Origin of the sequence: Coleofasciculus sp. D1-CHI-01 (assembly GCF_040218875.1) — a bacterium.
GTDB lineage: Bacteria > Cyanobacteriota > Cyanobacteriia > Cyanobacteriales > Coleofasciculaceae > Coleofasciculus.
Map to the genome: position 1 here is coordinate 32,724 of NZ_JAVJQP010000049.1, position 21,788 is coordinate 54,511.

The 21,788-nt window shown below is 45.7% G+C and carries 20 protein-coding genes and 1 other RNA gene; 11 read left to right on the plus strand and 10 right to left on the minus strand.

Features of this window, described 5'->3' with window-relative positions; genetic code table 11:
• Positions 1-23: 23 nt before the first annotated feature.
• Complete coding sequence (locus RIB93_RS09265) at positions 24-983, minus strand: anti-sigma factor antagonist (protein ID WP_446372450.1); 960 nt, start codon at positions 981-983, stop codon at positions 24-26.
• A 126-nt stretch (positions 984-1,109) separates the two neighbouring features.
• Between RIB93_RS09265 and RIB93_RS09270 the strand changes: the two genes are divergently transcribed.
• Positions 1,110-1,892, plus strand: coding sequence for a 7-carboxy-7-deazaguanine synthase QueE (locus RIB93_RS09270; protein ID WP_446372452.1), 783 nt, complete (start codon positions 1,110-1,112; stop codon positions 1,890-1,892).
• On the opposite strand, the gene RIB93_RS09275 is transcribed toward RIB93_RS09270, so the two are convergent.
• The 5 genes from RIB93_RS09275 to RIB93_RS09295 form a co-directional block, all read right to left on the minus strand.
• Positions 1,889-2,533 (minus strand): DUF3318 domain-containing protein, encoded by a 645-nt coding sequence (locus tag RIB93_RS09275; RefSeq protein WP_446341055.1) that lies wholly within the window; start codon positions 2,531-2,533, stop codon positions 1,889-1,891. The genes RIB93_RS09270 and RIB93_RS09275 overlap by 4 nt on opposite strands.
• A 199-nt stretch (positions 2,534-2,732) precedes the next feature.
• An RNA gene (gene ffs / locus RIB93_RS09280) (signal recognition particle sRNA small type) lies at positions 2,733-2,829 on the minus strand.
• A gap of 52 nt (positions 2,830-2,881) precedes the next feature.
• Entirely contained in the window at positions 2,882-3,148 is a 267-nt protein-coding gene (locus RIB93_RS09285; protein ID WP_446372454.1) for a YciI family protein, read from the minus strand.
• A gap of 11 nt (positions 3,149-3,159) precedes the next feature.
• A complete protein-coding gene (locus tag RIB93_RS09290; protein WP_446372456.1) occupies positions 3,160-3,708 on the minus strand; it encodes a helix-hairpin-helix domain-containing protein in 549 nt (182 codons plus the stop codon).
• Between the two features lie 10 nt (positions 3,709-3,718).
• On the minus strand, positions 3,719-4,114 hold the full coding sequence (locus RIB93_RS09295) for an NINE protein (RefSeq protein WP_446372512.1): 396 nt from the start codon (positions 4,112-4,114) through the stop codon (positions 3,719-3,721).
• A gap of 247 nt (positions 4,115-4,361) precedes the next feature.
• Between RIB93_RS09295 and RIB93_RS09300 the strand changes: the two genes are divergently transcribed.
• From RIB93_RS09300 to RIB93_RS09325, 6 genes are all read left to right on the plus strand, one after another.
• On the plus strand, positions 4,362-4,685 hold the full coding sequence (locus tag RIB93_RS09300; RefSeq protein ID WP_044206685.1) for a DUF1825 family protein: 324 nt from the start codon (positions 4,362-4,364) through the stop codon (positions 4,683-4,685).
• A 170-nt stretch (positions 4,686-4,855) separates the two neighbouring features.
• Positions 4,856-5,554 (plus strand): 3-oxoacyl-ACP reductase FabG, encoded by a 699-nt coding sequence (gene fabG, locus RIB93_RS09305; protein ID WP_446372458.1) that lies wholly within the window; start codon positions 4,856-4,858, stop codon positions 5,552-5,554.
• A 219-nt stretch (positions 5,555-5,773) separates the two neighbouring features.
• Positions 5,774-6,304: a Rab family GTPase gene (locus RIB93_RS09310; protein WP_446372460.1), complete on the plus strand. Its 531-nt coding sequence runs from the start codon at positions 5,774-5,776 to the stop codon at positions 6,302-6,304.
• Between the two features lie 410 nt (positions 6,305-6,714).
• Entirely contained in the window at positions 6,715-7,482 is a 768-nt protein-coding gene (locus RIB93_RS09315; RefSeq protein WP_446372462.1) for a PAS domain S-box protein, read from the plus strand.
• Positions 7,483-7,830: 348 nt separating this feature from the next.
• The gene (locus tag RIB93_RS09320) at positions 7,831-8,817 is read left to right on the plus strand and encodes an ABC transporter ATP-binding protein (RefSeq protein WP_446372464.1); all 987 of its coding nucleotides are present in this window, start codon (positions 7,831-7,833) and stop codon (positions 8,815-8,817) included.
• A gap of 148 nt (positions 8,818-8,965) precedes the next feature.
• A complete protein-coding gene (locus tag RIB93_RS09325; RefSeq protein WP_446372466.1) occupies positions 8,966-10,588 on the plus strand; it encodes a hypothetical protein in 1,623 nt (540 codons plus the stop codon).
• Between the two features lie 291 nt (positions 10,589-10,879).
• On the opposite strand, the gene RIB93_RS09330 is transcribed toward RIB93_RS09325, so the two are convergent.
• A complete protein-coding gene (locus RIB93_RS09330) occupies positions 10,880-12,106 on the minus strand; it encodes a methionine gamma-lyase family protein (protein ID WP_446372468.1) in 1,227 nt (408 codons plus the stop codon).
• Positions 12,107-12,134: 28 nt separating this feature from the next.
• On the opposite strand from RIB93_RS09330, the gene RIB93_RS09335 reads away from it, so the two are divergent.
• A complete protein-coding gene (locus RIB93_RS09335) occupies positions 12,135-12,620 on the plus strand; it encodes a hypothetical protein (RefSeq protein ID WP_446372470.1) in 486 nt (161 codons plus the stop codon).
• Positions 12,621-12,988: 368 nt separating this feature from the next.
• Here RIB93_RS09335 and RIB93_RS09340 read toward each other — a convergent pair whose 3' ends face one another.
• On the minus strand, positions 12,989-14,386 hold the full coding sequence (locus tag RIB93_RS09340; protein WP_446372472.1) for an aminopeptidase P family protein: 1,398 nt from the start codon (positions 14,384-14,386) through the stop codon (positions 12,989-12,991).
• A 146-nt stretch (positions 14,387-14,532) separates the two neighbouring features.
• Positions 14,533-14,799 (minus strand): hypothetical protein, encoded by a 267-nt coding sequence (locus RIB93_RS09345; protein WP_446372474.1) that lies wholly within the window; start codon positions 14,797-14,799, stop codon positions 14,533-14,535.
• Between the two features lie 597 nt (positions 14,800-15,396).
• Here RIB93_RS09345 and sfsA point away from each other — a divergent pair.
• On the plus strand, positions 15,397-16,137 hold the full coding sequence (sfsA, locus tag RIB93_RS09350) for a DNA/RNA nuclease SfsA (protein ID WP_446372514.1): 741 nt from the start codon (positions 15,397-15,399) through the stop codon (positions 16,135-16,137).
• Between the two features lie 11 nt (positions 16,138-16,148).
• Here sfsA and RIB93_RS09355 read toward each other — a convergent pair whose 3' ends face one another.
• On the minus strand, positions 16,149-17,087 hold the full coding sequence (locus RIB93_RS09355; protein ID WP_446372476.1) for an Rpn family recombination-promoting nuclease/putative transposase: 939 nt from the start codon (positions 17,085-17,087) through the stop codon (positions 16,149-16,151).
• A gap of 290 nt (positions 17,088-17,377) precedes the next feature.
• Here RIB93_RS09355 and RIB93_RS09360 point away from each other — a divergent pair, with 290 nt between their 5' ends.
• Together RIB93_RS09360 and RIB93_RS09365 are read left to right on the plus strand one after the other, a co-directional pair.
• Positions 17,378-18,814 carry a polysaccharide biosynthesis/export family protein gene (locus RIB93_RS09360; protein ID WP_446372478.1) on the plus strand — a complete coding sequence of 479 codons (1,437 nt, stop codon included), beginning with the start codon at positions 17,378-17,380 and terminating at the stop codon, positions 18,812-18,814.
• Positions 18,815-19,129: 315 nt separating this feature from the next.
• Positions 19,130-21,487, plus strand: coding sequence for a GumC family protein (locus RIB93_RS09365; protein WP_446372480.1), 2,358 nt, complete (start codon positions 19,130-19,132; stop codon positions 21,485-21,487).
• The last annotated feature ends 301 nt before the right edge of the window (positions 21,488-21,788 follow it).

The following is a 21,788-nucleotide window of genomic DNA, read 5'->3' on the forward strand; positions in this document are numbered from 1 at the left end:
TCGAAAGCCAGTCCCATATTTTTTTAAGCCGCGCCACTATTTTTAGAAAAAACGACTAAAATTGTTTTGATAATTAATTTGACATCATACATCAAGCTCCAGTGATGCTGGTAGCGTAAATCTAAGTCAATGATGTCCTTAAAGTTGTGGATTTGATTTCGCCCATTGACCTGCCACTCTCCTGTCATACCCGGTTTGACATCTAAACGCTGCCATTCTGGTACCTCATAGTAATCTACTTCGTCGGGTGTTGGGGGTCGAGTTCCAACCAAACTCATTTCCCCTTTCAGGACATTGACAAATTGAGGCAGTTCATCAAGGCTACTTTTCCGTAAAAAGCGACCGACTCGTGTCACTCTCAGATCAGGGGCATTTTCATCCAACGGTTTAATTCTAATTTTACCCTTACTAATATCTTGACTCCCGACATACATGGAGCGGAACTTCAAAATCCGAAATTCTTTGCCCATCCACCCCTTACGGATCTGACTGAAGAAGATAGGACCTCGTGAATCAAGTTTGATGGCAATAGCAATTGGAATAAACAGCAGTGCGGTAATTCCTAAGCCAACGATTGCGCCGATAATATCAAGTCCACGTTTGATCCCAGAGCGGGTGGAAGGGTGAGTGGGTAGTAATGCTGGCGGCTGACTTGATTCAGACAGCAGTTCCACTGTGAGAACTTGATCGAGGTTCGTCATTCTCAAAACCATCATGACCGGAGTGCTAACATTGGTGAGTACCAGTTCAACCTCTTTACTGGTCGCATTTTTGTAATTGTTCACCAACGCCCCAATCCCACAGCTATCGATAAAGGTCGTTTGACGAAAGTCTAAAATAATTTTGGGCGGCAGGGGGTGATTCTGAAAAATTTGCTGGAAGGTTTCTTTGAAAGCCACAGCTTCAAGCACACTCAGGCGAGCCGGAAGTTGCATGACGGGAGTTTCATGCAATAGTATTACTTTAAAATCCGCTTCTGACATTGAGTCACCCATAACAACCTGTATTTTTTGTATTCACCTGTGTTCCTGATGTGTTCCTGACCAATATTGTGTCGTACAATTGCTAACTTAACCGAAAACTCACTTGAATTTACCGATCCTCAAAAAATGTCAGCTCAGACTGGACTAACCGCACGGCTCATTGAACTGTTTTCTGCCATTCAAGGTGAAGGACTCAATGTTGGTACCCGTCAATTATTCATCCGTTTGGCAATGTGTGATTTGCGCTGCCATTTTTGCGATAGTACGAATACCTGGGCAGTTCCCAATTTAGCTTCTGTGGAGCAAACCCCTGGACATCGGGATTTTGAAACTCATCCTAATCCTGTAACCTTTGATCAGTTATTGGCATGGGTTGAGCGGCAAAATTATCCAGGACTCCATGAAAGCATTAGTGTAACAGGTGGCGAACCCCTGTTGCAGGCTTCCTTTTTAAGAGAGTTCTTGCCCGTGGTGCGACACCGAACTGGGTTACCCATCTATTTGGAAACCGGTGGACATCGTCCAGAGCAACTAGCCCAGATTTTACCCTATTTAGATTGTATCGGCATGGATATGAAGCTGCCGAGTGTAAGTGGGGAAGAGTGTTGGCAAGCCCATCGTCAGTTTCTACAACTTTGTGGTTATACAGATGTTGAGGTTTTTGTCAAGCTGATTATTGCCCAAACAACGAACACCGCCGAACTGGAGTTAGCCGCCGAATTGGTTGCAGCGTGTAACCCCAGTATTCCCGTGTTTTTACAACCTGTAACGCCCCTAGCTAAACCCCATCATGCGCCAATGAGCCAGCCAACGCCGACTCAAGTTTTAGAATGGCAAGCGTTGATGAAGCGCCATCTCAAATCAGTGCGCGTCATCCCCCAAACCCATAAGATGATCGGTCAGCTTTAGGCTCTGGATTCCCGTTTGCTTTTTGCTTCAGCTTTGGCTTTAGCCGCACTTTTTTTCAATGCAGCTAGGCGGGCTTCGTAGCGGCGACGTTGACGGCGACTGGGTGTAACTTCAACTAAGGTTTTTAAGGCACTGCCTAGACTCTTGTAGGCGTTGGGGAGAGTGTAGCCAAAGCGAGTAGCCAGGGCGATCGCTTTTTCGTCTGCCTCAATTTCTGCCTTGAGAGTTTTCTCGCCGTTGTTTTTCTGATAGAGTCTCCATCCAGAAACACCACAGAGGGCGAGTGCCAACAGCAGTAGCAATCCATCTTGTACCCAAAGTTCCCCAACAGCGCCTCCCAAACCAATGGCTAGGGCTGCCATTTCCCACCCTTCTTTGGGGATCGTGTCATTCTGAATCCGGGCAACTTCGTGCCAAAATAGGAGATTACGTTGGTCAAGGGCAAACTGCTCCCATTTCACTAAGTCAATTTGCACCTCCACCTCATCGCTACCAATTTCTTCGGTGCGTAACAATGGGGGATTGACCTCAGTCGTTCCTTCCACCATGACCCAGCTTTGCAATTCTGGGGGGAGTAAGGTTTTTAGACGCCGGAGTTCACTCATCTCGGCTTTGGCAGAAGAGGTTGCATAGGATGTCATAAATCTGCCTCCAGGAAACTTAAACCAATTAGTAAGGGTATCATTTGGCAGTATAGCGAGATTCGTCCTCTGCCTTGTTTCGATTCCGGTGTTAGGGAACTTCCCATGCTTCCAGACGTTTCACCGGAGGAGTCTCTAACTCTCACCACAATACTGATTCCGCCACCCCGTAGTTACCACACCGTAGCGCCAGATACGAGAAGACCCGGAGTTCACGCCTATCCCAAGCATCTCGTATTGCTGCTACCTTCCGGTTCTGACAAGGTTTGAGCGTTGGGATTGCATGAATCCGAGTCATTTACCACTATAACAGCTTTGAACCTCATTGATCAGTTCACCGAGATATTTTCATTCGGCAATGATGAACCATTCGTGAAGTTGGTACTTGACACAGTGATTTGCTACCAACGGATCTTGTTCAACGATCGCCTGTGCTTCTTGTTTGGAAATTGCCTCAAACAGGAGCATTCCGCCCCCTTTCTCAGCCCAGTAACCTGTTTTGGCATGGTGTCCTTTGGCAATCAAGTCTTGGACGTAGGCTTTATGAGCCGGAACATATTGGTCAAACGTAGGTTTATCGACGATGCCTTCTTCTATCTTGACGAACCAGGGCATTTGCTTTTTACTCAAAACCGCAGATAGTACATTATCTCAGATATGAGGTCTGGGGGAAGGGCAAGGCGTCGCTGCAAGTCTGCTAAATTACGATAGTTGCCCATCTCTTGCCGATTTTGGGCGATCGCTCTGGCTACAAACAAGTCAACTCCAGGAATTCGGCTCAGTTGTTCCACGGATGCTGTATTCGCCGGAATCGACACGGGTGTTGCTGGACTTTCGGCATCATAGTAACAAAAGCTGAGAATTGGTTGTAACGGCTGTAACCGCGCCACAGAGATACTTAACGCCGCCGCAATATCCTCCAAACAGCAAAACTGTACCCCACTACTTGCCAATTCAACCAGCGATCGCGCTTGATGGATGGATATCCCCGGTAATCTTAGCCAGTCATCCACCGTCGCTTGATTGACATCAATTCTCATCCCCAGCGCCACCGCCACTTCAATTTCTTGCGCCGATTGCAGCCGATAGTAAGGATCACTCTGAATCCGGGATTGGATTGAGCGCCAGGTTGGGTTTAATCGATCCGTCGATAAGAGCCAGTCAAACAGTGCCATCTTCTTTTTTTCAGGCGATACGATCCAGTAGTTGGCGACGCTTTTGCTCAAACTCATATTCTGACATCAATCCCTCCTGACGCAGCTTGTCCAGTTGTCGCAGTGCATCCGCGATCGCACCCACTTGCGCCGGATCAACCTCTGGGATTTGACTTGGTATCGATGTCCCGGTTGATATCAAATTCCCATTAAAATTTTGGTCGAATTGCTCCGAATTTTGCAACAAATACCATACCCCTTCAATGGCACTCGCCACTCTGGGAATCGGTGTCCAGGACAGCAATAAATACAAAACTCCCCACCAAGGTTGCCCCAGATAAAACTTGTGCAGTCCAGAAACAGGTATCACTACCCCACTAAACGCCAGTAAGGAAGCGACTTTTCGACTTTTCGGCTTGCTCAACATAGTGGTTCTAACACCAGACGAAAGGACACCGTTATCAATCAAGAAAGAGGAACGCCATACTTTTATGATAGAGAGATACTGCTTAATACTACTGGCAGGAATCTCTAATTTCATTTCCTCTCCCCCCTGCACCCCTACTCCCTTGCATCCCCAATACGGATAACCGAAGTTTCCTCTAAGTGCAACACTGCACTAGAATATGACTGGAAACGGCAGTACAACCCACTCGGTTGATCGGGTAAGAGCTATGGGGTTTTTTGATTCAGATATAGTCCAACAAGAAGCTAAACAACTGTTTGAAGATTATCAGTCCCTTGTCCAATTGGGAGGCAGCTACGGTAAATTTGACCGAGAAGGGAAGAAAATTTTCATTGATCAGATGGAAGCGATGATGGAGCGCTATCGAATTTTTATGAAGCGCTTCGAGTTATCCGAGGATTTTATGGCTCAGATGACAGTTGAGCAGCTTAATACACAACTTGGTCAGTTTGGCATCACGCCTCAGCAAATGTTTGATCAAATGCAAATGACGTTAGAGCGGATGAAATCGGAACTGGAACAACAGTCTTAGAAGTGGACTCGCAGGGGTTTGGTTACCAAACCCTTATTATTTGCGCCGCCTATCCTAGACATCCACCCGATCAGGTGAAGCCAATTCGTGCTTGAATAAAGTAAGGGCAGCTTAATTGCTGCTCAAATCACGATATGGTGGAAAATGAAGATACCCACCCGTTCAACTTCATGAAAGGCAAACACGTTTTACTCACTGGCGGTACTGGCGGACTAGGAATAGGGGTGACTCCAGCCGTATTAGCCTCTACACCCAAAACGGTAACCATTCCTTATCGCAATCCTCAAGATGTAGAACGCCTAAAACAAATCCTATCCCCTGCGGATTTTGCCCGGATTAGCTTTGTCCCTACCGATCTCACTGATGAGGCGAATGTCAGCAAGATGATCGACGATATGGAAGGGGTGGATGTACTAATCCATTTAGTGGGTGGCTTTTCCATGGGAAAAACCCACGAATACAGTTATGAAGCCTGGAAAAACGATTTTGACCTGAACTTAAATACCACCTTTTTGGTGTGCAAGCACAGTTTGGCGAAAATGCTGCCCCAGAATTATGGGCGCATTATTACCGTGGGATCGCGGGGTGCTGTGCAACCGGGGGGACAGTTAGCCGCCTACTGTGCAGCAAAAGCTGGCGTTGTCGCCCTGACTCAAGCGATCGCGGATGAAACCAAAAGCACAAATATCACCGCCAATAGTGTACTCCCTAGTGTGATTGACACACCAACCAATCGTCAAGCGATGGGGGAAGAAAATGCCAATCAGTGGGTGAAACCCCAATCTATCGCCCAAGTGATTTGTTTTTTAGCCTCAGACGCGGCGCAGGATGTAAGCGGTGCGGCTGTTCCCGTTTATGGCAGCATTTAAGTATGGACGCGCCATGGCGCGTCTCTACATTGTTGTAGGGGCGGGTTTTACTTAACTAAATTTGCCCTTCTTTGGGGATCATATCTGGGCAATTAATCGCCGATCATTGGTCATTCGTCAGTGATAAGAAACACAGATAAGTAAGAATTTCAGAACTATTTTGTATCGCTCAAATCTAAATATATTATAGTCTCTATCAATTGGAGTTAAAAAACGAGGATGACTTCCCTGATCTCTAAAAAAATATGTATGCTGGGTGATTTTAGTGTCGGTAAAACTAGCTTAATTCGTCGCTTTGTAGAACGACAGTTTAGTGATAAGTATTTGTCCACTGTGGGGGTAAAGATTTCCCGAAAAACGGTTGAGGTGCAAGCCAAGACGCCAAAAAAGGCGCTCCAGGTACAAATGCTAATCTGGGATTTGGAGGGAAATACTAAATTTAAAACGGTGACGCCGATGTACCTACAAGGCGCAACCAGTGCGGTAATCGTAGCTGATGTCAGTCGCCAAGTCACAATCGATCATATTTCAGATCACTTACAGGCGTTTTTATCGGTAAATCCCAAAGGATTTGGTATCGTTGCGTTAAATAAAGCGGATCTTCTTTCGGAAAAACAACAGGAAGATTTGCTAGACAAGTGTCAATTGAATTATCCAAATAAAATCGCTGCTGTCTATCCCACATCAGCGAAAACTGGTAAAAATGTTGACGATATCTTTTTTACCCTAGCTCAGCGAATGGTTGAATGAAGAAGATTTCATCGACTGTAACAGTTACTCCTGAATATTTTACCTGAAAGGATACATTCGAGTTTGATCAACCAGGCATGATTGAAGTGAAGGGTAAGGGTAAGATGACTACCTATTTTCTTATTGCTGTAAAATAAATTATTATATTGGACAGCCAATAAACATACTTAGGCGAGGAGGTATTGAGTTTTTGCCTGTTCTGCGAAAATCTGCACTGATAGGGTAGAAACATAGCCAGCTACATTGGTGATTTAGAAAAGCCAGGTAAGAATAATGAATGAATAATACTCAATAGGATAAAATTATATAATTACTATATATAATTTCTATGCTACAGTCCTTGATCTAAGTAATTATTAACAATAAAATTAATTTAAATATCTTCACAAATCTAACTAATATAAAATTCCATGCATCCCCTTTTTAAAAAATTATTATTTTCTCGTCATATTGAATACTTAGCCGTCGATGAGTCATTCAATATTTTAGAACTATCCCATAAAATCGCTCAGTTCGCCGACCGTCCTCAGGATTTGACTATCGGTAAGGATGTGCGTCTGAGTTTCCCGGAACTTGTAGGGATTGAAGAGATTTTAAGCCATATCCTTCAGGGACAACAGTTAAACTTTGATTTAAAAGGAATTGGACGATTTTCTGGACGAGGTAATCTTCTCTATTTTGATATGTATATCATCAATGACAGTGACGATTATCAGGCGGGAAACCAACTCATTATGTTGTGCGAGGATGTGACCGAGCGGATGAATTTAGAACAGACATTAGTTCAACACTCAAATGAAACGACTTTATTGTTAGATGCTTGGGCAGCATCTAGTCAATATCTTGATAAAATAATCCAATATATAGGAGATGCTTTATTCATAACAAATGCGTTTTCTATTATAAAAATTGTGAATAAAGCAGCTAATTCATTGTTCGGTTATAGCAATTCTGAATTAATCGGCAAACCTTTATCTTTAATTATTGATGAGTCTCAGATTAAAGGTTTAGTTTTACACAAAAATGGCTCTTATTCAAATAGCGTCAACACAACCCAGGTAGTTTGTCATACTAAGACAGGAGACAAGATTCTAGTGGCATTTTCTTGTTCCAGAATTGAGAGCGAACTAGAGGAGGAACAGGATATTATTTATATTGGGCGTGATATCAATCAGTGAAGTAAATAGGTGGAGATCGTCTTATGTCTTATGTCTTATGTCTTATGTCTTATGTCTTATGTCTTATGTCTTATGTCTTATGTGAGAGTTTGAGGAAGATTTACAGAACTGGTGGAGTGTTGAGTTAATTTCCATCAATCTACTTAACGACCAAGATTTAGTAGCGATCAAGATTTAGTAGCGACCAAGATGGTCGCACTACAACCCGGATTCCGATGACTAGACTGGCGCTGGTACGCCTTTTGTTCCCCAATCCCCAGTCCAAACTGCATAAGTGTCACCGGATGAGAGATACCTTTGCTTCACAGAGGTTAAACTGGCGGACATTAGATCCCATCAGCATCAACTATGGAAGCAGGAACAGTTCTCCCATCCCCACCCCCCCTAAGTCAAGACTTAGCTATTTCTACCCATGGATTGACTAAGCAATTTGACCGACATATCGCCGTCAATGATATCGATTTACAAGTCGCCGCTGGTGAAGTCTATGGATTGATTGGTCCCAATGGCGCAGGGAAAACGACGCTAATCCGGATGTTAGCCGCCGCAGAGGAACCGACGACGGGTGAAATTTATATTAATGGCGATCGCTTTTTGCGGGATCAAACCAACCCCAAACTCAAACAGCGCATTGGTTATCTCCCCGATGATTTCCCTGTCTACGAGGATTTAACGGTTTGGGATTATCTCGACTATTTTTCCCGACTCTATCGCCTGAGAGAACCCCGACGTACTAGACGTTTGCGGGAAGTGTTGGAACTGGTACAGCTTACCAGTAAGCGCAAAAGTTTAATTGCTACCCTATCGCGGGGGATGAAACAGCGCCTGAGTTTGGCGAGAACGATTATTCATGAACCGATTCTGCTGCTACTGGATGAACCCGTTTCCGGATTAGATCCGATCGCGAGGATGCAGTTTCGGGAAATTATCAAAACGTTACAAGAAGCGGGAATGACGATTCTGATTTCGTCCCATGTCTTGAGTGACTTAGCCGAACTCTGTACCTCGGTGGGGATTATGGAACTCGGCTATTTGGTGGAAAGTGCGCCTTTAGCTGAACTTTATCGCCGCCTCAGTCGTCAGAAGATTATTCTCTCCAGTTTAGGAGATATGGATGCACTGGCGGCTGAACTGAAAAATTATCCCTTAGTGCAAGAAATCGAACCAATTCCCGGAAAAAATCAGATACGGGTTGATTTTACTGGGAATCCAGAAGAGAGTGCCATGTTATTGCGATCGCTTGTTGAAGCGGGAATTCCGTTAACCGAGTTTCACTGTACCCAAGAGGACTTAGAAACTATATTCTTAAAGCTAGGACATCAACAAGTCTCTTAGAACATTTTCAGAACTGTAGGGGCGGGTTTTACTATTATCGTTTTTGACATCACCCAGATGTAACTAAACCCGCCCCGACCAAGGTTTTTTAACGAATGACAAATGACCAATGACTAAGGACAAATGACAAATTTAGGAGACTGTTTTCATGGTACTTAAAGGAATAGACAGGCTAGGAAACTGGAACCCGCAGCTATTGCGGGAATTGAAGGGAAGATTGAAGGGAAGGAATATCGCGATCGCACTGATTATATCGTTAGTGGGTCAATTCCTGCTGTTCTTTTCTTGGTCAGGCGATCACCCTCGTCGCCACCTGAGTGAACTGGAGATCCAGCTTTGGTGGCAAGATCACTATCGCGACATATTCATCTCTCTCAGTCTTTTTGTTCTCTTTGCCCTTTTGGTGATCGGGAGTTATATGCTGATTGCTAATCTGGGTCATGAAGAACGACGGGGTACACTAAATTTCATTCGACTCAGCCCTCAGTCAACAGGGCAGTTTTGGCTGGGTAAACTCTTGGGAGTTCCCATTCTCCTCTATCTGGCAATTGCCATTACTATACCATTCCATTTATGGTTTGGTTTATCTGGCAAAATTACCTTAACAGAAATTATCAGTTTCTGGGTTATACTCATCGCCAGTAGTGGGTTTTTCTTCAGTGCGGCGCTTTTATTTGGCTTATTTGGTTCCTGGTTTAGTGGGTTCCAAGCTTGGTTAGGCAGTGGGGCAGTTTTTGCATTTTTGTTGATGGCGAATTTTAAACCAATTGACAACAGTTCCTTCGATTGGTTAAGCCTGTTTTCTCCATCAGTATTGTTTCCTTATCTTGTCAATGAAACCAATTCACGTTATACAGGTTTTCCCTTTCATCTAGGCAAAATTCAAGCGTGGCAATTTTTTAACTTACCCTTGGGAATGATGGGGTTGAGTATTGTGGTCTTGACACTGCTGAACTATGGTTTATGGACATACTGGATTGGACAAGCCTTTAACCGACAGTTTCGGAATCCAGGTACAACGCTACTGAGTAAACGCCAAAGTTATTTACTCACGGCTTGCTGGATAACCTTCACCCTCGGTTTTGCCCTGCAAGAGCCAACTTCAGGATATTCTTATCCGTTTCCCGATAACTTCTACATTGTACTGGGATTAAATCTAGTACTGTTTTTGGGGTTAATAGCTGCCTTATCTCCTCAGCGTCAATGTTTACAGGATTGGACACGTTATCGACATCAAAATCGTTCAACTGTTAATTCCTCATTGATAGCCGATTTACTCTGGGGTGAAAAGAGTCCAGGTTTATTGGCGATTGCCATGAATTTGATGATTGTGGTACTCCCGTTAATCGGTTGGATTTTGCTGGAGTCAGTGGACATTAACGTGAAACTGCAAGCCTTTGCTAGTCTAATTCTCAGCCTGATTATGATTTTAATCTATGGCGCGATCGCACAGCTAATGCTGTTGATGAAAACGTCTAAGCGGGGAATCTGGGCAACTGGGATAGTTGTCGCAGCAATTGTTTTACCACCGACTCTGTTGAGTGTGTTATCGATTTTTCCCGGACAAAGCTGGGGTGGATTATGGCTGTTTACAGCATTTCCTTGGGATTATGTGATGCGCCATGCATCCGTAGGATTGGTGTTGCAAGCCTTTCTGATTCAGGTGATTATCTTGGGTGGGTTAAATTGGCAGTTGACGCGACAGTTACGCCGAGCTGGAGAATCTGCTACGAAAGCACTTTTAGCAGGGCGTTTACCTTTGTCTAATTGAGGTACTAGATTGGGCGCACGCCATGCGCCCCTACAATTTCTGGATGTATTTCTAATTCATCAAATAAGGTGTGCCACGCCACGACTGGATTGACACAGCTAAAATTGTGGATTAGATGTGACGATTTTATGGGCGCAAGTCTTTGCGCCCCTACAGTTTCGGGATGGAATTATAATTCATTACATTAGGTGTGCCAAATCATTACTTTCCCAACTTTCCTTTTTCTCCCCTCTCCCAAGCTTGGGAGAGGGGCTGGGGGTGAGGGCTGTAAGTTAACGAATTTCCCCCATCCTATATTGCTTCTATCGCCGCTTCGAGTGCGATCGCGACATGAGTCCAATGGGTTCCCCCTTGACAAAATACAATATAAGGCTCTCGCAACGGTCCATCAGCAGAAAACTCCGAGGTACTCCCATCAATAAATGTGCCTCCCGCCATGACTAACTGACTCTCATATCCCGGCATTTGAGCAGGTACAGGATCGAGATAGGAACCAATGGGAGAATATTGCTGAATCGCCCGACAAAAAGCGATTAATTTTTCCGGTGAACCTAACTGAATTGCCTGAATGACATCCCGGCGAGGTGCCATGGGTTTAGGACTGACGGGATAGCCTAACTGATCAAAGACATAAGCGGTTAAATGCGTTCCCTTAATTGCCTCTCCTACCATTTGCGGGGCGAGAAAAAGTCCTTGAAATAATAACCGATTCTGTTCAAATGTTGCCCCACCTGAACTACCAATTCCGGGGGCGGTTAATCGACAGGTTGCGGCTTCGACTAACTCGGCTTTTCCAGCGATATATCCTCCAGCGGTGACAATGGTTCCACCCGGATTTTTAATCAATGATCCCGCCACTAAATCTGCACCAACGGCTGGGGGTTCTTGGTTTTCAATAAACTCGCCGTAACAGTTATCGACAAAACAAATTGTATTCGGATTTTGTTGTTTAACGCATTGGACAATTTTTCCGATGTCTGCTATAGAAAGACTGGGACGCCAAGAATAACCACACGATCGCTGAATTAAGACGAGGCGCGTCCGTTGTCCAATTGCTGTTTTTAACGCCTGCCAATCAATGGTTCCATCAGCCGTTAATTCTAACTGACGATAATCAATGCCAAACTCCTGTAATGATCCCTGACCTTGACCTCGAACACCAATCACTTCTTCCAAGGTATCGTAAGGCGCACCCACCACAGATACCATCTCGTCACCAGGACGCAACACCCCAAACAAGCAACAGGCGATCGCATGAGTTCCAGAAACCAATTGAACTCGCACGGCTGCTGCTTCAGCACCCATAACTTCTGCAAATACTTGGTCTAAGGTTTGCCGACCTAAATCGTCATGACCATAACCACTTACTCCAGCAAAGTGATGCACACCAACGCGATAATGACGAAAAGCCGTCAGGACTTTTTTCAGATTTTGCTTGACGTTTATGTCAATATCTTCAAAAATTGGACGGAGGGCTCTAACGGCTTCTTGAAGCTGTTCTGAACTGTTGATTACCATAGAACTGTTTTTAGAGCGAATCCATAAAATGCAACGTATTTTTGTCCAACTTGTTATCGTAACCAGTTTAGCCTTAAGCCTCCTCCTGACTAGCATCGCTCCCGCTGAAGCAATGACGGTTAATTTTACTTGGCAAGGCAATCAGGGCTATTCGGCGACAGGAACCTTCAATTATGATGAAAAAACGGCTCCTGCTATACTATCAGAAAAAGGAGTGGGTACAACTCAAGCTTTAGAAAGCTTGACCGTTTTTTTTGCTGATCCATCGAATCACCCGATCAAAACTTACGATAATATTAACGATGGTATCTCAACGGGTAAGTATTTTCAGTTTAACTTTAATACGATGACTCAAAACATTATCGGTTTAATTGATATTGGCGGTGAGTTACCCGGAGATATTTATTTAAAAGGAACGGTTGATACCGACTTATCCTTGATTCAGGTTTCGGCTTCAAGAGTGGAGAAAATAGTCGATAGTAATTCAGGGACAATTGTTGTCCAAAGTAATTAGGGGCTGCTGAATAAGTCTTGTGGTGGGGAGAGGCAATAGGCAATAGGCAATAGGCAATAGTTTCAACTCTCTGTTGAGGTGAAATTGGGCGCTTAGGTCAGCTTGCAATCCCAGGATGAAAAAGGGTGGTAGAGATACCGTAGGGTGGGCATTGCCGACCAGCCTTAAGTCAGGTATTAGTGAGCAAGATGCTCAATGTAGCGAGCAAGATGCTCAATGTAGCGAGCAAGATGCTCGCACTACAGCAAGGATTTCACCATTATCACCATTATTGACATTAAGGTTTAAATGCCGAACAGCTTATGACGAATGACAAATGACAAATGACCAATGACCAATGACCAATGACAATCCCTACTTTCTCCCACCTATAGAACCAGTTGTTCAATCGCATCTGCCTCAGTTGGTAAAGCGGCGGTGAGGACTTCACTACCTTCCGGAGTGACTAAAACATCATTCTCAATCCGAATCCCGCGCACATCAGCAAACTCAGCTAAACGATTCCAATTAACCACATCTTGATACTTGGCGCGTCGTTCTGGATCGTTTAAAATAGCTGGAACTTGATAGAATCCCGGTTCAATCGTCACTAGCATTCCCGATTGTAATGGTCGATCTAATCGCAGAAATCCTAAACCAAAGCGATCGCTTCTCACTCGCCCCTCTTGATACCCCGCTAAATCCCCTAAATCTTCCATATCATGCACATCTAAACCCAGCAAATGCCCAACGCCATGAGGAAAGAATAACGCATGAGCATCTTGTTCCACTAAATCTGATACCTGTCCCCGCAGAATCCCCAAATCCACTAATCCTTGAGTCAGGGTGGCGGCGGCTAACAGATGAATGTCGCGATATTCGACACCGGGATGAATTTTCTCAATACAAGCGTTATGGGCGGCTAAAACAGTATCGTAAATATCGCGCTGCGTCGAAGAAAACGTTCCGGTTACAGGGAAGGTACGAGTCACATCAGCTGCCCATCCTCTCTGGGTTTCCGCCCCCACATCTGCCAACAGTAAATCTCCCGGTTGCAAGGGATGATGATACTGTTCATTGTGCAACACTTCTCCATGAACCGTGACAATACTGCCATAAGCACAACTCATGTTGTGGGCAAGAATCATCCCTTCCATCGCCCCACGGATTGTGGCTTCGTAGAGGCATTCCGTTGCTACATCTCTACCCCCGATTGCCTGCATTCCCACTTTATGGGCAGCTACCGTCACGGCGGCGGCTTTACGTAACTCGGATAATGCCTCCGCGTCGTGGCACAGTCGCAAGGATACAATCGCTTTGGCTAAGTCTCGGTCAATTCCTTCGGGGGCGTTGGCGGGGGCGACGAATCGATTTAACAGTTGTTCTTGCTGCTGATACGTCGCCATATCTTGCACCGCAACAGTTGCAGCATTGGTTGTCCGCGAGGCTAATTCTGCGAAGGGAAACGCCGCATCAGCACCAATTTTTTGGGCAATTTCCTCTCGTTTGGGCATTTCACCATGCCAAAGGGTACTGGCTGGCGAGGGTTCATCCAGAAACAGTTCCAACCTGCCATCGTTGAGATAAATGGCGGCACCCTCCAGAGGTAAACCCGCAAAGTAGAGAAAATGACTACTGGCGCGAAATGGAAACGGATTCGCCGGAAAGTTGCGCGGGCAAGATTGTCCCGCCCAGAGAATGACGGGAAAATCGATAAGCTGGGCGAGACGAACTCGGCGATCGCGCAGGGTTGTGGCTAGGCTATCGTAGTTTGGCTGACTTTCCATTAACAGTGGTGTTAACCCATCACTGTATGATAACAAAACTGTTATATTTTAGACGTCCAACCTGTAACTTGGAGGTGAGAGCCTGCTACTTTTTTATCCTATGAGTCAAAACTGTTGGTGTATATAAGTAAAATTCGCATCTGAGATTATTCAGGATCATCATCAGCAGTGGTGTCTATCCCTTCCGCTTCATACCGTTTTTCTGCCTCCGTTTTTTCTTCAGCAACGTCTTGATCAGCATCTATGACTGAATCGTTCTCAGTTGCCTGATTTTCTTCTTGTGGTGTGGATTCACTGATAGGTTTTACCAGTCCACAGGAGGTCATCGTTAAACTGCCCATCATCAGCAGTAAGGTTAATGATGCGAGAGACTTCCAAAGGGGTTTTCTCGTGTTGGGTTTTCCTGAAAACATGAGTCAGCCTTGAATTTTAGTCATCCATTTAGTTTTAAGGGACGCTCAAGCGACTCAAAAAGTTTCGTTAATATCTTGTGTTTGGGTTAACTTATTTTTATTTTAAAACCGAAAAATATATTTGAATCAAAGCGTAATTGATTGAGTGAATTTAGCTCTGTTCAAGACTTACGCTGCCACATATTTACAGCAGATTTCAGGTCGATGAGGTAAAGCCTCAAGCAAGATCCCCGACTTCTTGGAGAAGTCGGGGATCTGTCTGTGTACCTAACTTACTTGTAACCTCTTCTCTTTCGGAGGGGAGACTTTCGGAGGGGAGAAGGGGAATCAGAACTATCCCTGACAGACTGGCTGATTTCAATCGATCAAAATTGACCCTAACCTCGTGTCATTTTGATATGATCCATAATCTGTTGCTTTCTCGAATCTGAAGTCATCGAAAAGCCTCGCTGAGGAATGGTGATCGAGCGCTTGATGTGTTCCATTATTCGCTGTTTCCGTTGGTCTGAGTTAGCCATGTTGAGTCCATTGAATGTTACTGTATGTTAAGTTATTTTAATATATTTGTTAAGTAATGTGAACAGTTCCCAAAAATTAATGGACGATCGCTCCGATTGGATTTACAGCTACCCACCGCTAGAGACGGGGACATTGCTCAGACGCTACAAGCGGTTCTTTGCCGATATTCAGCTTACATCAGGGGAAACCATTGTCGCCCACTGTCCGAATACGGGTCCAATGACAGGGGTTTCCACCCCTGGAAGTTTAGTTCAGGTATCCCGTAGTGATAACCCCAAGCGCAAATTAGCCTACACCTGGGAGATGATCCAAGTCAATGACACCCAACCAACTTGGGTGGGGATTAATACAGCCCTACCCAATCGGGTGATGAAGATCATCCTGGAAAAAAGGCTGATTCCGGAATTAGCCAATCGCTACAGCCAAATTCGCCCCGAAGTGGTTTATGGCGCAAATCGGAAAAGTCGGGTCGATTTTTTACTGACGGGGGAGAATGACGCGCCTCCCATCTATTTGGAAATCAAAAATACGACTTGGGCGCAGGGAACCTTAGCCTTATTTCCCGACACCGTAACCACACGGGGACAAAAGCACCTGCAAGAACTCCAGCAGTTATTGCCCCAAGCCAAGGCAATCATGCTTTATTTTATCAATCGGGGGGACTGCGATCGCTTCAGTCCGGGTGATAGTACTGACCCCGTTTATGGAAAACTCTTGCGAGAAGGGGTTCTCCAGGGACTTGAGGTGTTACCCTGTCGTTTTGACATTACTCCCCAAGGGATTCGTTATTTAGGGTTAGCCGAGTTTCTTGTTGATTAGAGATGATTTAATTACCCGCCTTTTCTATTGTCTTGTAACCAAGCCGATACTTCCTCTAAATCGTTAAAATCTAAAATAGCATCACCTAGACCTTCTAATTCTTCAACAGACAAGTTTTGAATCTGATTAATGATTGCTGGCGGAATTGACCCAAACTGACGCTCCAGCAAACGTAATGTCCATCGGATTCCTTCTTCTACTCGTCCTTCTACTCGTCCTTCTACTCGTCCCTCCTGCTTTGCCTTAACAATAAATCCCCGTTGATCTTCAAGGAATACTTCTCGCTTACGTATTTTTTCTAATTCCTCTACACTTAAATTCGCTTGGTTAGCAATATTCATGGCTTTCTCGAGTTCGGGTACCTGTCTAAACGTGGGTGGAATGACTTCCAAGCTGGGAGCGTCTTTAATAAAGTAAATCCATTTATCGGTTAAATTGTCTAACTGCTCAAGCTTTTTATTGAATTTGGGTAATTCCACAAAAATTAGTTCGATTTCTGGATCGGTATAGTCAAATAATTCCTGTTTTTCCTTTAAGCCAAAACGAGTCAGGAACCGCTGAGTCTGGTCAAAGAGTTGGAAATCCGTTATCGTTAAGGCGATCGCGGGTTTAAGATGGGAGTATCCTTCCCCATATTTTAATTGATTAGCATAGGTTTTGGTCAGGTTATAAATGACACGCTTTTCAAAAGATGCTACGTTCAGCACCTGCATTTCGATTAACACCGTTGAGCCGTTATCCAGGACAGCTCTGACATCCAGATAGCTGTCTTTTAAATCGACAACATCTCCAGGATTGTACGGGTCAATGATTTCTAAATCCTGAATCACCGGATTGGCATTATAGATTAAAGCGTTTAAAAAGCTAATCAAGATATCTTTGCTGTCCTTCGAGCCAAATATTTTTTTGAAGGCAAAATCAGTTTTCGGGCTAATAAATATAAAACTCATAATTTATCGCTGGCTTGCTAAAATGATATTAGACAATGTTGGGAGAATTCTCTAAGTCTTGCCGATACAGTTCCCTGTTCCCCGTTTCCTCAAGGTCGGGTGACACGGGAGAATGTTAAATATGGACTCTAAGCATGAACTTTTTCGTCCCAATTCGCTTCAACGGTAATGTGAGCTGATCACGCATGAGCCAAGACATCTGTAATAAATATGACTAAACTGAGAGTTAAAAGACCCATTGACAATTTTCGCACTATAATTTTCGCACTATGGGGATCGGGAGGATCAACTTGAGCAAGCATTTAACACCATCTGTGGCAGGTTTAACCCTATTCGCCTTTTTTGCCGTAACCGCACCGCTTCCGGGAATGGCGCAAGTCCCCACATTTTCGCCGCTTGCACCCACGACGGTTACGAATCCACCACCAGACTTACCCTATACCCTCGGATCAGGCGATCGCGTGGGCGTAACCATCTTTGATGTTCCCGAATACAGTGGAGACTACCAGGTTTTAGTCGATGGAACCCTCAATTTACCCGTTGCTGGCAGTATCCCTGTGGAAGGATTAACCATCAACGCGGCTAGTGAACGGATTTCTCAGCGATATGCTCCCTATGTCAGACGCCCTTTAGTCACCTTAACCCTGATTGATGCTCGCCCCCTAAAAATTGCCGTCGCCGGGGAAGTCAATCGTCCAGGTTCCTACAGCGTAACCCTGAACGAAGGGCAACAATTTCCCACCGTGACTCAAGTGGTTCAGCTTGCTGGCGGAATTAGTCGCTCGGCTGATGTGCGAAATGTGCAAATTCGCCGTCTGACTAACTCAGATACCCGACAAACCTATACAATTAATCTCTGGGAGTTATTGCAAAATAGCGATCTCGCTCAAGATGTGACCTTGAGAGATGGTGATGAAATCTTTATCCCCACCACCACCGGAATTGACCCCCTAGAAAGCCGTCAACTGGCAACCGCGAGTTTTTCGCCAGAGGCGGTTAAGCCAATTAAAGTTGCCGTAGTCGGGGAAGTGGTGCGTCCGGGTCCTTATACCGTTACCGCCGCCACATCGGGAGCGGCTACGGCTGACCAGGCTGGTGGCGGCGGTGGTAACAATACAGAACCGCCAACAGTGACCCAGGCAATTCAAGTGGCGGGAGGTATTACTCAATCTGCCGATATTCGTAACGTTGAAGTGCGACGCACCACCAGAGATGGCTCTGAGCAACTGATCGTTGTCAATCTCTGGGAACTCCTGCAAGAGGGTGATCTCTCTGAAGATGTGATTCTGCAACAGGGAGACACGATTAGAGTCCCGGAAGCCGAAACTCTAACCGCTTCAGAAGCTACAAAATTGGCATCAGCGAGCTTTTCGGCGGCAATTATCAATGTCAATGTAGTGGGAGAAGTCGAGAAACCGGGTACAGTATCAATCCCAGCGAACGCCCCCTTAAATCAAGCCCTGCTAGCATCTGGCGGATTTGATAATCGCCGCGCCCGCAAGAGTTCTGTAGAGTTGATTCGTCTGCAACCCAACGGTACCGTTAAAAAACGGGAAATCGATGTGGATTTTACGGCTGATGTTAACGATGAAAGCAATCCGCCATTGCGCCCTAATGATGTGATTATCGTCAGACGTTCCGGTTTGACCCGCGTCACGGATACATTGGGTACAATTGTCAGTCCGCTTGGTAGCGTGTTCTCCGTGTTTAGATTTTTTGGATTCTAGAGCGTTGGCTGGCGTAATAGCCGTTAGTAGAGACGTTGCATGCAACGTCTCTACAGAAAAGAGGGATATTGTCGCTTCTGTTACCGTTTTTGAGGAATTTCAGTCGATAATTGGATGACTGAATCAGTATGTCAGTATTTTAGGAGAGATAGGGAATCAAGGGTTGATTGTTGATGGCTGATTCCCTACTCCGATCAAATTTGTAAATTTCAGCGGTATTCGTGACGATTTTGAGCCAACCTGATACACAATTAAACAAGGTAAAATGATTTTTTGACGAACGCGCTCAATCCACGCAGAAGGAGTAGGGGGAAGATGGAAATCGGTCAGATTCAGCCACCATTATCGCCTAATGGTAATGGAAAACACCCGCAGTATGCACCACCGATGGTCTACCGGACGCCACCTCCGGAACCCGAACCGGATGAATGGACATTGCGACAGTTGGTCAACGTCATTCGGCGTCGGGCGTTAGTGATTGCTGGAGTCGCGATCGCAGTAACCTCGGGGATCAGTTTTTGGACGTTGAATCAGACACCGAAGTATGAAAGCAAGTTTCAACTGTTGGTCGAACCCGTCACGGAAGAAGGAGACTTAGACAAACTCACAGAAGTGGTGGGTGGCGGTGATGGACGGAATTCCACACTGGATTATGATACCCAGATTCAGGTGTTACGCTCTCCTCAGCTAATGGAGGCTATTGTCCAAGAGATCCACAAGCATTATCCTGAGGTCAGTTACGAGTCCTTAATGACTCAGCTAATTGTCAGCCGACTGGGGGACACCAAGATTCTGGAAGGGCGTTATCGGGATACTGAACCCGAACGAGTGCGGCGGGTTTTACATGAAGTGGCTCGAGGCTATCTACGCTACTCCTTACAAGAGCGACAACTGAACCTGAAACAGGGAATTCAGTTTGTGGATGACCAGTTACCCGTGCTGCGCGATCGCGTGAATAAGCTGCAAGGACAACTGCAAGCCTTTCGCCAACAACACAACCTCCTCGACCCGGAAATTCAAGCTCAAGAGTTATCTCAACGGGTGAGTGCGATTGAACAGCAGCAGTTACAAACTCAGGTTGAGTATCAAGAAACGCGATCGCTTTATAATACCCTCTTACAGCAGTTGGGATTATCACCCCAGCAAGCCATTGCCACTGTAACCCTCAGTGAAGCCCCACGCTACCAACAGTTACTCAACCAACTCGCGGAACTTGAATCCCAGATCGCCCTAGAATCGGCGCGGTTTACGCCCCAAAGTCCCACGATGCAAGCCTTGCGCCAGAAACGGGATAATCTATTACCCTTACTTAACAAAGAATCCCAAAACGTATTGGGCGCAAGCCTGAGCGAGGCTGGGGTGTCCGGTGCTTCCCCCAATTCGATTCGCACAAACTTGACCCAGCAACTGGTGCAAGCGACTAATCAACTGCAAGTCTTGCAAGTCAAACAAAGTGCGATCGCGCGATCGGCTCAACTGCTCAACCTCCAGGTTAAACAAATTCCCGTCATCGCCCGCCGCTACACAGATTTCCAGCGAGAACTCCAAGTCGCTACCGATAGCTTAAATCGCTTTCTGGCGGTGCGGGAAAATCTGGAAATTGAAGCCGCCCAGAAAGCCTTACCTTGGCAAATTATATTAAAGCCAGAAGTCCCCCAAGTCCCCGTGTGGCCCAATACCCAGCGCAATATCACATTAGGTGCGATCGCGGGATTATTGTTAGGTTTGGGCGTGGCGTTGCTGATCGAACGTTTGGATAATGTCTTCCATTCTCCCGATGAACTCAAAGACTTGACCAAACTTCCCTTACTCGGCATTATCCCCTACCAAAAACAACTCAAACAACAGATGATGTCTACGGCAAACTTAACCCAGGTGGCATCAGCTTCCCCTTCCGCCAATGGTGAAAAATCTCGCCGCTCATCCCGAAGCTACAACGCTTCTCCCTTCTTAGAATCATTCCGTTCGCTCCAGACGAATATTCGGTTTCTGGGTAGCGATACACCCGTTCACTCCATTATTATTAGTTCAGCTACCCCCTCAGAAGGAAAATCTACTGTTTCCGTCCACCTCGCCCAAGCCGCCGCCGCCATGGGTCAACGAGTATTGCTGGTGGATGCGGACTTACGACGCCCTCAGGTTCATCACTATTTGAACCTAGACAACCAGGTGGGCTTAAGTAACGTCATTGCCACGGGATTAACGGCGAAACAAGCAATCCAGCGCCTCCCCATGTGGGATCGGTTGTATGTCCTCACCGCCGGACAAGTCCCCCCTGATCCCAGTCGGCTGCTCTGTTCCAAGAAGATGCAACATTTGATGGAACAATTTCATGCGGTTTTTGATTTAGTGATTTACGATACACCACCCGTGTTAGGACTAGCTGATGGTCGTCTCTTGGCGGCTCACGCTGATGGTGTGATGATGGTAGTGGGCTTGGGTAAGAGCGATCGCTCGGCATTAATGCAAGCCCTAGATGGTATGAGAATCTCTAACGCTACCGTGTTAGGAGTGGTTGCCAATGGTGTTAAAGGGTATACCACCCGGTCTTACTACTACTATCACAATCACTATGGAACCGAATCCGATATCCTCAAAGCCAAACAGCTCTTGATGAAACGGATGGAGGAAAATATCCAGCCGGATGACGAAAACCAGAAGGATAACCAATGAAAAAGGTTTAACGTTCACTTCGTTCGTCAGGAATGGCGTCTGTGTCTGACTTTTCACGCCATCTAGAAAAATCTATTCCCCCTCCCGTCCCCCTTATAGATCCCCCTCCCGTCCCCCTTTTAGATCCCCCTTCCGTCCCCCTTATAGATCCCCCTTCCGTCCCCCTTATAGATCCCCCTTCCGTCCCCCTTATAGATCCCCCTTCCGTCCCCCTTATAGATCCCCCTTCCGTCCCCCTTCAAAAGGGGGAGACCAAAGGATGCTTCGCTTTTTGTTCCATGGGGGAAGCCAGCAGATGCTT

What these genes read in the sequence shown, in the direction of transcription:
- RIB93_RS09265 (WP_446372450.1), bottom strand. Translation starts at nt 983, where the DNA reads ATGTCAGAAGCGGATTTTAAAGTAATACTATTGCATGAAACTCCCGTC.
- RIB93_RS09315 (WP_446372462.1), top strand. Translation starts at nt 6,715, where the DNA reads ATGCATCCCCTTTTTAAAAAATTATTATTTTCTCGTCATATTGAATAC.
- RIB93_RS09330 (WP_446372468.1), bottom strand. Translation starts at nt 12,106, where the DNA reads ATGGTAATCAACAGTTCAGAACAGCTTCAAGAAGCCGTTAGAGCCCTC.
- RIB93_RS09285 (WP_446372454.1), bottom strand. Translation starts at nt 3,148, where the DNA reads ATGCCCTGGTTCGTCAAGATAGAAGAAGGCATCGTCGATAAACCTACG.
- RIB93_RS09275 (WP_446341055.1), bottom strand. Translation starts at nt 2,533, where the DNA reads ATGACATCCTATGCAACCTCTTCTGCCAAAGCCGAGATGAGTGAACTC.
- fabG (WP_446372458.1), top strand. Translation starts at nt 4,856, where the DNA reads ATGAAAGGCAAACACGTTTTACTCACTGGCGGTACTGGCGGACTAGGA.
- sfsA (WP_446372514.1), top strand. Translation starts at nt 15,397, where the DNA reads ATGGACGATCGCTCCGATTGGATTTACAGCTACCCACCGCTAGAGACG.
- RIB93_RS09310 (WP_446372460.1), top strand. Translation starts at nt 5,774, where the DNA reads ATGACTTCCCTGATCTCTAAAAAAATATGTATGCTGGGTGATTTTAGT.
- RIB93_RS09300 (WP_044206685.1), top strand. Translation starts at nt 4,362, where the DNA reads ATGGGGTTTTTTGATTCAGATATAGTCCAACAAGAAGCTAAACAACTG.
- RIB93_RS09325 (WP_446372466.1), top strand. Translation starts at nt 8,966, where the DNA reads ATGGTACTTAAAGGAATAGACAGGCTAGGAAACTGGAACCCGCAGCTA.
- RIB93_RS09320 (WP_446372464.1), top strand. Translation starts at nt 7,831, where the DNA reads ATGGAAGCAGGAACAGTTCTCCCATCCCCACCCCCCCTAAGTCAAGAC.
- RIB93_RS09355 (WP_446372476.1), bottom strand. Translation starts at nt 17,087, where the DNA reads ATGAGTTTTATATTTATTAGCCCGAAAACTGATTTTGCCTTCAAAAAA.
- RIB93_RS09290 (WP_446372456.1), bottom strand. Translation starts at nt 3,708, where the DNA reads ATGGCACTGTTTGACTGGCTCTTATCGACGGATCGATTAAACCCAACC.
- RIB93_RS09335 (WP_446372470.1), top strand. Translation starts at nt 12,135, where the DNA reads ATGCAACGTATTTTTGTCCAACTTGTTATCGTAACCAGTTTAGCCTTA.
- RIB93_RS09365 (WP_446372480.1), top strand. Translation starts at nt 19,130, where the DNA reads ATGGAAATCGGTCAGATTCAGCCACCATTATCGCCTAATGGTAATGGA.
- RIB93_RS09340 (WP_446372472.1), bottom strand. Translation starts at nt 14,386, where the DNA reads ATGGAAAGTCAGCCAAACTACGATAGCCTAGCCACAACCCTGCGCGAT.
- RIB93_RS09295 (WP_446372512.1), bottom strand. Translation starts at nt 4,114, where the DNA reads ATGTTGAGCAAGCCGAAAAGTCGAAAAGTCGCTTCCTTACTGGCGTTT.
- RIB93_RS09270 (WP_446372452.1), top strand. Translation starts at nt 1,110, where the DNA reads ATGTCAGCTCAGACTGGACTAACCGCACGGCTCATTGAACTGTTTTCT.
- RIB93_RS09345 (WP_446372474.1), bottom strand. Translation starts at nt 14,799, where the DNA reads ATGTTTTCAGGAAAACCCAACACGAGAAAACCCCTTTGGAAGTCTCTC.